This window comes from Gracilibacillus lacisalsi DSM 19029 (genome assembly GCF_000377765.1).
In the GTDB taxonomy this organism is placed as follows: Bacteria; Bacillota; Bacilli; order Bacillales; family Amphibacillaceae; genus Gracilibacillus; species Gracilibacillus lacisalsi.
The window spans coordinates 64008-77426 of sequence record NZ_KB898673.1; the positions used below are offsets into that span (position 1 = coordinate 64008).

Below are 13419 nucleotides of genomic sequence, written 5' to 3' on the forward strand. Positions count from 1 at the left end.
TTTATGTTAGCCACATTATTAACGATAATGGTTATATTATTGCTGTTAAATTTCCCGATGATGATACCGTTAATCTTAGGACCAGTTATCATCATGTTAATTTTTAATCCGAATTTAAATATGGATTTATTAATGGGGCAATTGTTAACAGGTATTGAATCACCTGTATTATTATGTGTTCCGTTATTCATATTTGCAGCAGACATTATGACATCTGGAAAAACGTCAAACAGATTATTGGACTTTATTGGTGCGTTTGTAGGCCATATTCGTGGGGGATATGCAGTTACGACAGCAGCAGCATGTACATTGTTTGGTGCAATTTCGGGATCAACACAGGCAACGGTTGTTGCAATAGGTCGACCAATGCGTGAAAGATTATTAAAGGTCGGTTATAAAGATTCTAGTGCCATGGCACTTATCATTAACTCAAGTGATGCCGCATTGCTTGTACCTCCAAGTATTGGGATGATTATCTACGCTATGGCGGCAGGATCAGGTGTATCAGTTGGTGATTTATTTATTGCTGGTATTATTCCAGGTCTGATGGTGTTCTTAGCGTTTACAATTTATAGTGTTATTTATGCAAGAATAAAAGATATCCCGTTAGCTGAAAGAGTATCATGGCCAGACAGATTTAAGTTTTTAAGAAAATCTTTATTACCACTAGGTTTTCCTGTTATTATCATCGGTGGTATTTATTTAGGATATTTTACACCGGTTGAAGCATCCGGTATCTCGGTATTATATGCGATTATTTTAGAAGTACTCATTTTCAAAACAATACCGTGGAAAAAACTCCCTAGCATCGCCCTTTCAACAGGGTTAGTTACATCGGCCGTATTTATTTTAGTGGCTGGTGGACAATTATTTACGTGGGTACTTGGGTATGCTAGAATTCCACAACAGATCACTGAAGCTGTGTTGGGAACTGACCCAAGTGCAGTATATGTGTTAATTATTGTCAGTATATTTTTCTTTGTAGGATGTATGTTCGTAGATCCTATTGTGGTTATTTTAATATTGACACCTATTTTTGCTCCTGCAGCAGAGCAAGCAGGTGTAGATTTAATACACCTTGGAATTATTATTACATTCCAAGCAGCACTAGGTTCAGCAACACCACCATTTGGTGTAGATATTTTTACAGCAAGTGCGGTATTTAAGAAACCATACTTAGAAGTTATTAGAAGTACACCGCCATTTATTATCATGTTATTGATAATTGGTGTTCTACTAATTATCTTCCCACAATTATCATTAGTATTAATCTAAGTTATTAAAGTGGTTTATCTATTCAGCCACTTTAAATAAATTGTTACAAAAATTATTAGGGGGTAATGATCATTTTAAACAAAAAGTTTTTCCTTATGATGATCTCCATTTTAACGCTTAGCTTTTTGCTAGCAGCATGTGGTGGAGGCGACGAAGAAGAAGGAACAGAAGACACAGGTGACGATACAGCTACAGAAGAAACGGACGAAGGCGGAGAAGAAGCTGCTGGAGATTTTGAAGAAGATAGTTGGCAATTCGTAACAGAAGAACTTCAAGGAGAGGTTCAATACGAATATGCAGCAGAGTTTGCTAACCGTATTAGTGAAAAAACTGGCGGAGCAATTACTGTAGAACCACTAGAGTATGGTGCACTTGGAAGTGAAGTTGACCAAGCGCAATTATTACAACAAGGTGGAGTTGAGCTTGCAGTCATGTCACCAGGTTTTACAGGTGGGCAAGTACCAGACGGACAGATTTTCTCACTTCACTATTTCTTCCCATCGGATCAAGAGCAAGTACAGGAAGTATTAACAAATAGTGAAGCTTTGAACCAGGATTTACGTGCAAAATATGAAGAACACAGTATTTCACCACTTTCATTCTGGACTGAAGGTGCAATGGCTTGGTCTAGTAATGTTGGTATTGAATCTCCTTCTGATTGGGAAGGGCTCAATATGCGTGTGCAAGAGTCACCATTAATGCGTGAAACATATGATGCATACGGTGCAACAGTACAGTCATTAAGTTGGGGTGAACTGTACCAAGCACTAGACCGTGAAACAGTTGACGCTCAAGAAAATCCGATTTTCTTTATTGAATCTGCAAGTTTCCATGAAGTACAAGACACTGTCACCATTTCGAACCATAATAATTATGTAGCGATGACTACGGCTAATACGGATTGGTATAACGGTCTTGATGACAATGTAAAAGCAGTAGTAGATGAAACTGTAGAAGAAATGCAAGATTGGGTATTTGATGAGCAAAAAGCTCAAAATGAAGCAGGTTTAGAAGCAATTGAAGCTGATACTGACAACGAAACTAAGATTATCGAACTGACAGAAGATCAGATCGCTGAGTTTAGAGAAGTTGCAGAGCCAGTACATCAATACTATCGTGATGAAGTAGAAGGTATTGATCCGGCAATCTTCGATAAACTGCAAGAAGAAATTGCAGAAATAATGGGTGAATAAACATTCATCAAAAAGCCTTAGCGGAATGCTAAGGCTTTTTTCTGTCTAAACCTTAGTATCACAACTTTTTTTAAAAGGTAAGAAAGTATATAATCAGTGCAATGACCGTGTTTAGCGAAGTAGTTATTTTGATATATTTTATGTGTGTTTGCCAACGCTCCAACTAATTACTTCGCTTTCCGCGGGCACGGCCTCAACTAACTTTGCAAAGAAAATCACTTTGTAAAGTGGATTTTCGGCTCGCGCTATTCCCGCAGGAGTCTACGTAATTAGTTTCCAGCTTTGAAGAGGTGTAGCAATTTTTGTCAGAAGTAATAGGTTGACTTTTATAAAATAGAAAATAGCAAGAATCGTTATCCATAAGTATAAAAGCAGCAATGTTACTTCATGCTAGAGTTGTAGAGCAGACCTTAGCGAAGGCAGCCCACTTTCACTCCTGTGGAAATTGTTGGAGTGGTGGTTATGCGATTGATATATTTGAAAATGGCTACTAAAACAATCGCAGATCCACTTAACAGTTAGTGATAAGGACTATACATAAAAAAATATTTTAAATCTGAATTCGCTTTCATTGACTCTGAATGAATTTCACAATATACTTAAATTATCTGCCGTTAAATTTTGCTGCATAAGCAAAGTTTAATGTAAATCTAAACTGTAAAGGAGAGGGTTAAGTGAAGACAAGTATCAGGAAATGTACACTGGAAGATTTGCATTTGTTACAGGACATAGGTACAGAAACATATAATGAAACTTACAGTCATCTAAACACACCCGAAAATATTAACGAATATTTAGACCAAGCCTTCAATACAGAACAACTTACGAAAGAATTATCCAATCCATCCTCAACATTTTTATTCCAATACGTAGACAACATGCTAACAGGTTACTTAAAAGTAAATGAAGGAGAAGCTCAAACATACCAAATTGGTGATAATGCACTGGAAATCGAACGCATTTACGTGAAAAATACCTTTCATGAGAAAGGATTAGGTAAATTATTACTACAAACAGCAATTGACATCGCAAGAGAGCGAGACAAAAGTGAGATCTGGTTAGGCATATGGCGGAAAAACAAAAATGCTATTGATTTTCACGAAAAAATGGGATTTGAAAAGAGAGGATCCTACTCGATTTATATAGGAGATGAGGAACAAAATAATTATATTATGGTCAAGCAGTTAAAATAATGCAGAGTATCTATCATTATAAGTCTTATAATCTTCTATAAGGTAACAGGCTTTCGCCAACTTAATTGGCGAAATGCCATGGTATCTTATACTATCATCAATTCTTCACGCTTAAAACAAATCTGGATCCTCTTCTGGTTGTTTTTTCTTCCACTCACGATAGAAATGCGCAATGATCGTTTTGACAACTGCATAAGCAGGAATGATAAACAATAATCCTAAAAATCCTGCAATTCCTCCTGCTGCTAGAATCAAGGTAATAACCGTTAACGGATGAATGGATAGCGCTCTTCCCATTACATTTGGTGAGATAAGGTTACTTTCAATCTGTTGTGCGACTATCATCACGATTGCAGCCCAAAAAGCCATGATCGGTTCTTGAAAGAACCCAACGATAATGGCAGGAATTGCTGATAAAAACGGACCTAAGAATGGAATGAAGTTCATTAATAATCCGAACAACGCTAAGGACAAGGAGTAATCGAGACCAATGATCAAATAACCAATATAAAGCATAGCACCGACACAAACACTGACGATAAACTGCCCTTGGATGAAGGATGCCAATGTATGATTAATGTTTGTAGTTAAAGTTTTAAAGCTTTGTGCCTTTTTAGGGCTAAGAAATTTTGAAACAAAAGGTACAAATTTATATCCATCCTTTAACATGAAGAAAAGGAAGAATGGAATTAAGAAAAAGGCAAAAACAAAGCTGAAAATTTGGCCGATAACTCCGATAATACTGGACGTAATGGTTTCTGCATATTGGTCTAAGTTATCCATTACATTTTGGATCGCATTTTCAAATTGCGGTGGTATAATGTTTTGATTTTCCTGCCACATTTTAAACAGTCTCTCTGCGTTTTCTACCATTTTTGGAATGCTATCAACAAAGTTTGAAAATTGTCTTTGTACAATAGGAGCAACGAAGTTAATAATAATCGTAATCACTAAGACGATGATGAGAAATACGATAAACGTACCGGCAATACGCGGTACTTTCTTTTTTTCTAACCAATTAACAATAGGATTTGTAATATAAAAGATAATCCCAGCTCCTATGATAGGAACCGCAATGGCAGTCAGATAAGCACCAACAGGTTCAAATATAAACTTAGTTAAAGAGAGGAGATAGATTAGCGTAAAAATAAGTATGCATGTTACGAGAATCCGTATGCTCTTTTTTTCAAACAAAAGTGCCACAACCTTTTCTGTCATTATTCGTTAATCCTATTCTATCATATAAATGAAAAAAATGGTTTTTGGAACACAAGTCTCTTCCAAATAGTGTGAGATTACAATAGAAACAATAGAAAGTCTATGCTAGTATAAGAATATATAATGTAGGACTAAGGGGGAAATCACATGTCATGGCAAGATACATTAAAAAGATGGACAACTCATGTAACGCTAGATGAAGATTTACAAGAACAACTAAAACAACTATCCCAAAATGAGAAGGAGTTAGAAGATTCCTTTTACAAGAATTTAACTTTTGGTACAGGTGGAATGCGAGGGATGCTGGGGCCTGGAACCAATCGAATGAATATTTATACCGTTCGTAAAGCGGTGGAAGGATTAGCAAATTACATAACGAAAAATGTAGATAATGCACATAACAGAGGAGTTGTGATTGCGTATGATTCCCGCTATATGTCACAAGAATTTGCCGTTGAAGTGGCAAAGGTATTAGGTGCACATGATATTAAAGCGTATGTATTTGAATCACTACGCCCAACACCATTACTATCATTTGCGGTGCGCTATTTAAAGACAGCTGCTGGTATTATGATTACCGCGAGTCATAATCCTCCTGAGTATAATGGTTTTAAAGTGTATAACGAGGATGGCGGACAAGTACCATTACAAGAAGCTGCTGCGATCATAGAAGAGGTAAATAAAGTAGAAGATGAATTAAATGTTACCGTCAAAAGCAAAGAAGAAGTCGAAACTGCTGGTCTATTGGAGTGGGTTGGCGAAACGGTAGATAATGCCTATCTTAGCGAGCTCAAAACCATTCAAAAGCAAGCAGAAGAAAATAATGTGAATATAGTCTTTACACCATTGCACGGGACGGCACATGACCTCGTATTAAAAGGGTTAGCTCAAATAGGTTATGATCAAGTACATGTCGTAGAAGAACAAGCAAAGCCTGATCCGGAATTCTCGACAGTACAGTCGCCAAATCCTGAAGAGCATCAAGCATTTGAATTGGCAATCAAGCAAGGGAAAGAAATCGATGCGGATATTCTAATTGGTACAGACCCAGATGCTGACCGTTTAGGTGTTGCTGTAAAGAATAGCAGTGGGTCCTACCAAGTCTTAACAGGTAATCAGCTTGGGTCACTATTATTAGATTACACATTATCTCATGTAAGTGAGAAGGAACTTGAACATGGACAAGTAATTAAAACGATTGTAACCTCAGAGTTAGGAAGAGCAATCGCTTCCTATTATGGTGTTAATACGCTCGACACGTTAACAGGATTTAAATTTATCGGTGAGAAAATCAAGCAATTTGAATCAGATCAAAGACATTTCCTTTTCGGTTATGAAGAAAGTTATGGCTACTTAATTGGTGATTTCGTTCGTGATAAAGATGCGGTACAAGCAGCAGTAGCAGCATGTGAAATGGCGAATTATTGGAAAGCGAAAGGCAAAACATTATTAGAAGCATTAGACACATTGTACGAACGTCACGGTTATTACTTAGAAGGACAGAAGTCTTTAACCTTAAAAGGTAAAGATGGTGCGGAGCAAATTGCCTCCATTATGGAAGATATTCGTGAAAATCCATTTACACAATTAGGTGGATTACAAGTAATGGCTATTGAAGATTATCAAAGCAGCAAGCGTCAGTTACCAGTAGATGCGACCGAGGAAGACATTACTTTACCAAAAGAAAACGTGATGAAATTTTTACTGGAAAATGATGCATGGGTATGCTTCCGTCCTTCTGGTACAGAACCTAAAATTAAGAGCTATTTCGGTGTTAAAACAGATAACGCAGAGAAGAGCGAATCGCTATTGCAAACAATCCAAGCAGAAGTAGAGGAAAGAATAAATAAGATTATTAATGTATAATGAATCGGAAAAAGAAGAACCTAATGCTATCACTGCGATGGTATAGATTCTTTTTGATAGGTAGAGATTGACAGAAAGTAAAAAAAGACTTATAGTAATAACATACATAAAGGGGAGTAGCTATTACAATAAATGTCGTCATTTCGAGAATTATCTCCGGCATTATTGGCAACTCAGGCGTTGTTGGCGAGACCTTTACCACCAGTGGTAAAGGTCTCGTTTTTTTGTGTGATCTTTACCAACTGGTGAAGATCATATTTTTTTAAAGGAGATGGAGTAGTTTGGAATTATTATTAGAGTACGGATGGGTTTTATTAGTTTTAATTGGTTTAGAAGGGATCTTAGCAGCAGATAATGCGCTTGTTTTAGCGATTATGGTTAAGCATTTGCCTGAAGAACAACGAAAAAAAGCATTGTTTTATGGTTTGGCTGGTGCTTTTATCTTAAGATTCGGTTCCTTATTTATTATTTCGTTCCTTGTTGATGTCTGGCAAGTACAGGCAATTGGAGCTGCTTATTTATTATTTATCTCGATTAAGCACTTATACGACACATATCGTAAGAAGAATAAAGGAGAAACGGGTGCAGAAGAACAGGCAGAAGAGGCAGTGGAAAAAGGCGGAACTGGCTTCTGGATGACCGTCTTAAAAGTTGAGCTTGCCGATTTAGCATTTGCAGTGGACTCGATTTTAGCAGCTGTTGCATTAGCCGTTGCTTTACCAGCAACAGGTTTAGGTACAATTGGAAGCCTTGATACAGGGCAATTCCTTGTTGTACTAGCAGGTGGGATGATCGGACTAATCATTATGCGTTTTGCTGCGAATGTATTTGTTAAATTATTACAGGACCGTCCTGGATTGGAAGTGGCAGCATTTGTTATTGTCGGATGGGTTGGTATTAAATTAGTAGTAAGTGTATTAGCGCATGAAGATGTTCATTTATTATCACATGATTTTGCACATTCCTTACCTTGGAAATTAACGTTCTACCTTGTCCTTGTTGCTATCGCAGTAGCTGGTTGGTTTCTATCTAGTAAAAAAGGAGAAGCTGAAGCGTAAACAAATCATTTTATCACCAAGTCAACCATCGCTATAATGGTGGAAGAGAAAGGATGAATAAAATGGCATTACACCAATTTACGTTAAAGGCCACGTGGCCTGGTGGCAGAAACGAAGTAGGACATATTGAATCAGGTAATTTAAACACTAAGATTTCCATTCCGCCTGAAATGGATGGTCCAGGTGTTGGTACGAATCCAGATGAAATGTTATTAGGTGCTGCTGCTACTTGTTATTTAATTACGATGGCCGCAATGATTGAACGAGCGCATTTGCCTCTTGAACACATAGAGTTAAGCTCTGTAGGTGATGTGGATGTCACCAATGGAGTATTTACTTATCAACGAATCACTCATCGTCCTGTTGTCGTATTAAATAAAGAGGCAACGGCCGATCATTTGCAAAAACTAAAAAATATCGTGAAACAAGCAGAGTCATCCTGTATGATCTCTCGAGCAATTAAAGGAAACGTCGAACTAGTGTTAGAAGAAGACCTTTCAATTGCAAGCTAACTTGTACTCCTCGTGAGTGCAAGTTTTTTTGTAATATAGGAAAGTGTATAATCCGCGGTATCAACGCATCTGTAAGCAGAGTAGCCATTTTGAAATAGCTTGTACAGGAAACCATCGCTGCGGCTGTCCATTTCCCTTTCCACGGGATTTTCGCCTAAGCTAACTTCTCGAGCTTTCTTAACCTGTGTAATAAAAAATGGATGTCAGCGAGTACATTCATTGTAGAGCATTAATTAGCGTAGGCGTCCACTTCGACTCCTGTGGGATCAGCGTGATCTGAAGATCCACTTTTGTAAAGCGATCTTCTTTACAAAAGTTAGCTGAAGACACGCCCCACGGAAAGCGAAGTGGGCAAGCCGTAGCGGTTGTTACGCCCAATATCCATCTCAAAATAAACGTTGATACAAGCACAAAACATAAGTTTTGACATAATACATAATTAACTGTATGATATTCCAAGTATTTATATCAGATTAATTAGAAGGAGGAAAAAAGATGAACACAGTCTTCATAATTATCAATATTGCCATTATGCTATTATTCATTGGTATTTTAATAGGTATGCAGCGAAAATATGTATCGTTCAGTAAACGAGTTTTCGCAGGTTTAGGTCTAGGTATTCTTCTAGGTGCCTTTTTACAGATTGCTTATTCAGCAGATTCTGAAGTCGTTACGGCTACGACAGATTGGTATAACATTGTAGGTCGCGGCTATGTTCGCCTATTAATGATGATCGTTATACCATTAGTAATGGTTTCTATTATTCAATCTATCATTAATTTAGAGAAATCATCAGAATTAGGAAAAATGTCAGCATGGATTATTGGTATTCTTGTTTCTACCGCTATGGTTGCTGCAGTAGTTGGTGTAACTAGTTCTTCTATCTTTAATTTAAATGCAGACCAAATAGAAATGGGGCAAGCTGAGCAAGAGCGAGCGGAGTCACTAGAAGAAACACTAGGATCAGTTGAAGGGATGACAACACCTCAAAAAATTCTAGAATTTATTCCATCTAATATTTTCTTAGATATGACAGGAGAACGTGCAACATCTGTTATTGCTGTTGTTATTTTCTCGATTCTAGTTGGGGTTGCCGTATTAGGTGTAAGAAGAAAACAACCGGAACAAGCAGAGAAATTTGTAGATATCGTCAACACTTTCTACACTGTAATCATGCGTATTGTAACCATCATTTTACGCTTAGCACCATTTGGTATTTTAGGATTAATGGCAAATACGGTAGCACAAACAAATGTAGCAGGTATTATTGAGCTCGGTAAATTTGTTGGTGCGTCTTATGTTGCGTTGATTATCATGTTTATCATTCACATGATTCTCTTAGCTTTGTTTGGATTGAATCCATTGACTTACACACGAAAAGTATTACCAGTATTAAGCTTTGCCTTCACATCTAGGTCAAGTGCAGGTACTATTCCGTTAACGATTCAGGTACAGAAGGAAAGTCTAGGTGTCCATAGTGGTACAGCGAATATGGCAGCATCATTTGGGGCAACGATTGGTCAAAATGGTTGTGCGGGTATCTACCCTGCGATGTTAGCGGTAATGATCGCACCAACGCAAGGTATTGATCCATTATCACCAGGTTTCTTATTGCCATTGATTTTAATCATTGGTATTAGTTCCTTCGGTGTTGCCGGTGTTGGTGGTGGAGCAACATTTGCTGCATTAATTGTGTTATCATCGATGAACTTACCAGTAGCATTAGCAGGTTTACTTATCACTGTAGAACCACTGATCGATATGGGGCGTACAGCGTTAAACGTTAATGACTCGATTTTATCTGGCACACTAACATCTAAAATAATGAAAAAACTAAACATTAAAAAATATAATGATAAAGAAGCAATCAATAAAGACATCGCAGTATAGTTATCTTAAAACCCCTCTTACAAGCCGTAAGAGGGGTTTTGTCATGTATGATGATCAAGCATATCAACTGCTTTATTATTCTTTAACGCTTAATCGATCCATTGTTATATAAAAGGCTGGAAGTAATAATAAAGTCAACACTGTCGAGAAAATTACCCCAGACACAATCGATACTGCTAATGGTTGAAATAAGACATCACCAATAATGATAATGGGTGTTAACGCAGCAATCGAAGTCAACGCTGTTAAAATGATTGGTCGTAATCTTGCACGAGCTGCTGCAATAATGGCTTCAATGGTATTACCGACATAACGCTCTTTGTTCTGTTCAATAAATTCTATGATTAATATCGAGTTACGAACTACAATACCAGATAAAGAAACAATACCAAGTACTGCTAAAAAACTTAGAGGCTGACCACTAATAAATAAACCAACAACTGCTCCTGTCATAGCTAAAAAAACAGTACTTGTAATTAAGATAGGCATCAATAATGAATTAAATTGGATGGCCAGTGTTATATAGATTAAAAATAGTACAATCACAAATAACTTAGCGATTTCAACAAAAAATTCTGTCTCTGCACTTGCTTCCCCATCTTCAGTTAACTCATAATTATCACCTAACTGAGCAAACGCTGTGTTCTGTTTTTCAATTAAGTCTGATGTATCAGCAGCGAAATCTCCTTCACCAGAATCATATGCAGCAATAGTAAAAGTTCTTTCCCCATTCTCATGAGTGATTGCTGCGGTTTGCTCTTCAGTTGTAGTAGATACAAACTCATCATATGAATAAATTTCCGGCATGCCCTCGTCTGAAGCCACGAATACATGTAATGAGCTAAGATCGATTTCTTGTTCTGCTCCTTCATCCAATACTAATTCCATGCTCCACCTACTGGTATCTGTATTTATTTCAGAAAGTGGTATACCAGCATTGACAAGCTGAAGTGTGTTTTTTACTTCACGAATCGCAATCCCATTTTCTGCTATGAAGTCACGATCGATCTCATAAGTTTTTACTAATTGACTTGTTCCAGTATTTACTGTTGCAATATCAACAGAATCAAGTTTAATTAATTCATCCTTTAAAAAATTAGATTGCTCCTGTAACACCGCTAAATCAGATCCTTTAAGTTTTAACTCCATTGTTGGCGATGGCGGTGGACCGGAAACAATTGTTTCTAGAAAGATTTCTCCATCAGGGAATTGCTCTCGTAGTTCATCCTGATAGAGATTAATAAATTGATCGGCAGAGGTTTGGTCACGGTCAACACGTACAACTATTTGACCGGTATTTGCACCGGCCCTCGTTAGGCTTGAGTTAAAGATGTTAGGTAGCCCTGACCCAGTATACCGAACGGTTTCATCAACATGATCCATATTTTCCTGAATAAATTGCTCAATTTCAGCTAGTTTTTGATCTGTTTCCTCTATTGGTGTACCTTCATCCAGTGTAAAGGACAGTGTTACTTCCTGGCGATCTGCAGCAGGGAAGAATTCAAATGGTACTTTGATAACAAGTAACAGTAACAAAATACATACAACTATCCCACTTACTACGGTAAACAAAGGTTTTTTCAGTGTTACAGGTAAAATGTTTTTCGTGTAGCGATCTTCTAACCACTGGAAAAGGCCTGTTAGTAACCCGGACTTGCGTTTTTTAAAACGATGCAATTTTAATTGTCTTGTATATTGAATAGTAGGAATAACCATCAAAGAAAGAAGCGTAGAAGCAATAATCGTTCCGATAAGGGCAATTGGTAAAGCTCTAATAAATTCTCCATTACTACCGGACAAAAAGGTTAAAGGAAAAAAGCTGAACACGATTAATAACGTGGATGTCACAATCGACACACCAACTTCTTTTACTCCTTTTTTTGCTCCCTCGAGTGGTGCGTCTCCCAATTGATAACGTCGCATTATATTATCATTTACAACAATTGCATCATCTACTAGAATACCTATCGCTACAATAATACCTATAATCGAGATTTGGTTAAGATCTACTCCTGTGTATGGCAAAGGAATTAACCCAATAATAATCGAGATAGGGATAGCGAATGCTACTAATATAGCAGAAGATAATGGTAACCCGAGAATCATAATAACGATAACAGCTAGTAAGGATATTGCAAAGGAAATGAGTAAATTCGTATAAACTTCATCGATAATTGTGCTTTGTGAATAAAATTGTTCTACAGAAATATTAGCAGGTAACTCCTCTTTTAAGCTCAATATTCTATCATCGATTTTGGATTGCAGGCTTGAGATGTTCACACCATTTTCTGCGAACAGTGTTAGCGAGATGACGTTTTTTTGATTATGTGTGATTAAATCTTCAACCGAATTATTGGTTATCGAAATGGTAGCAAGGTCAGTAAGATTTTTATCCGCTGTTATCTTAATAGTCTCTAACTGTGACAGTTGGTTTACAGAGTCAATATGTAATAAGATATTTTGATCTTGGTCTCGTTCAGTTCCTAACGCACTTGGAGTTAATTCATTTTGAATGACTTCAATTACTTGATTTGGTTGAATTTGATTTTCTTGAAGTAATTCTTGGTCTAGTGAAATAACTAATTTTTGATCTGGTAATCCTTTCACTGAAATGTCAGCTATTCCGTTTATTTCGCTTAAAGTAGACTTCCAATTTTCTATTTGTTCATAAGTAGACAACAATTGTTTACGATCATCACTTAATAGATGGTAAGTAGCAACACTGGAGGTTGCTAAATTTGTGGTTACATCGGGTGACATTACTTCATCAGGTAGGCTGTTTTGAGCATCTTGTACTGTCTGACGTATCGTGGAATTAACGAGATCACTATTAACATTATCTTCTAATTTAACAGATATGTTGGAAAAACCATATGTGGAAGCAGATGTCACTTGATCAACCCCATCAATCTCCATTACTGCCTCTTCAACAATATTTGTAACCATCTGTTCGACTATTTCAGGACTTGCACCAGGGTAGACAGTTGAAATAGTAGCGATATTTTGTTCTATTTCCGGTATGTCTCGTTTTGGCGTTTGTATATAGGTGAAAATTCCAGTGATCATAAATAATAATACGAAAATCCAAACTATTTTTCGATATTTAATTAATGTTTCCAAAAAACTCCACCTCATTAAATTCCCCACAATGATGGGGTTTGATTTATGTATATTGTATATAATTAAATAAATGAAAACAACAAACGTTTGCATT

At 36.9% G+C, this 13419-nt stretch carries 9 protein-coding genes; 7 read left to right on the top strand and 2 right to left on the bottom strand.

What is annotated here, in order from left to right:
* Positions 1-3: 3 nt before the first annotated feature.
* From D569_RS0116255 to D569_RS0116265, 3 genes are all read left to right on the top strand, one after another.
* Positions 4-1275, top strand: a complete 1272-nt coding sequence (locus tag D569_RS0116255; RefSeq protein WP_018933490.1) for a TRAP transporter large permease — start codon at positions 4-6, stop codon at positions 1273-1275.
* A gap of 65 nt (positions 1276-1340) precedes the next feature.
* Positions 1341-2468 (top strand): TRAP transporter substrate-binding protein DctP, encoded by a 1128-nt coding sequence (dctP, locus tag D569_RS0116260; RefSeq protein ID WP_018933491.1) that lies wholly within the window; start codon positions 1341-1343, stop codon positions 2466-2468.
* Positions 2469-3142: 674 nt separating this feature from the next.
* The gene (locus D569_RS0116265; RefSeq protein WP_018933492.1) at positions 3143-3661 is read left to right on the top strand and encodes a GNAT family N-acetyltransferase; all 519 of its coding nucleotides are present in this window, start codon (positions 3143-3145) and stop codon (positions 3659-3661) included.
* Positions 3662-3772: 111 nt separating this feature from the next.
* Here the strand turns inward: D569_RS0116265 and D569_RS0116270 are convergent, their stop codons facing one another.
* Entirely contained in the window at positions 3773-4879 is a 1107-nt protein-coding gene (locus D569_RS0116270; protein WP_018933493.1) for an AI-2E family transporter, read from the bottom strand.
* Between the two features lie 147 nt (positions 4880-5026).
* Between D569_RS0116270 and D569_RS0116275 the strand changes: the two genes are divergently transcribed.
* From D569_RS0116275 to D569_RS0116290, 4 genes are all read left to right on the top strand, one after another.
* Positions 5027-6745, top strand: a complete 1719-nt coding sequence (locus tag D569_RS0116275) for a phospho-sugar mutase (protein ID WP_018933494.1) — start codon at positions 5027-5029, stop codon at positions 6743-6745.
* 281 nt (positions 6746-7026) lie between these two features.
* Positions 7027-7803 (top strand): TerC family protein, encoded by a 777-nt coding sequence (locus D569_RS0116280; protein ID WP_018933495.1) that lies wholly within the window; start codon positions 7027-7029, stop codon positions 7801-7803.
* A 62-nt stretch (positions 7804-7865) separates the two neighbouring features.
* Positions 7866-8315: an OsmC family protein gene (locus D569_RS0116285; protein WP_018933496.1), complete on the top strand. Its 450-nt coding sequence runs from the start codon at positions 7866-7868 to the stop codon at positions 8313-8315.
* Between the two features lie 495 nt (positions 8316-8810).
* Complete coding sequence (locus tag D569_RS0116290; protein ID WP_018933497.1) at positions 8811-10205, top strand: L-cystine transporter; 1395 nt, start codon at positions 8811-8813, stop codon at positions 10203-10205.
* 75 nt (positions 10206-10280) lie between these two features.
* Here the strand turns inward: D569_RS0116290 and D569_RS0116295 are convergent, their stop codons facing one another.
* A complete protein-coding gene (locus tag D569_RS0116295) occupies positions 10281-13325 on the bottom strand; it encodes an efflux RND transporter permease subunit (protein WP_018933498.1) in 3045 nt (1014 codons plus the stop codon).
* Positions 13326-13419 lie beyond the last annotated feature (94 nt).

Excerpts from the sequence above, each read along its gene's own strand:
- D569_RS0116255 (WP_018933490.1), top strand. The coding sequence starts at position 4 with ATGTTAGCCACATTATTAACGATAATGGTTATATTATTGCTGTTAAAT.
- dctP (WP_018933491.1), top strand. The coding sequence starts at position 1,341 with ATGATCATTTTAAACAAAAAGTTTTTCCTTATGATGATCTCCATTTTA.
- D569_RS0116270 (WP_018933493.1), bottom strand. The coding sequence starts at position 4,879 with ATGACAGAAAAGGTTGTGGCACTTTTGTTTGAAAAAAAGAGCATACGG.
- D569_RS0116275 (WP_018933494.1), top strand. The coding sequence starts at position 5,027 with ATGTCATGGCAAGATACATTAAAAAGATGGACAACTCATGTAACGCTA.
- D569_RS0116285 (WP_018933496.1), top strand. The coding sequence starts at position 7,866 with ATGGCATTACACCAATTTACGTTAAAGGCCACGTGGCCTGGTGGCAGA.
- D569_RS0116290 (WP_018933497.1), top strand. The coding sequence starts at position 8,811 with ATGAACACAGTCTTCATAATTATCAATATTGCCATTATGCTATTATTC.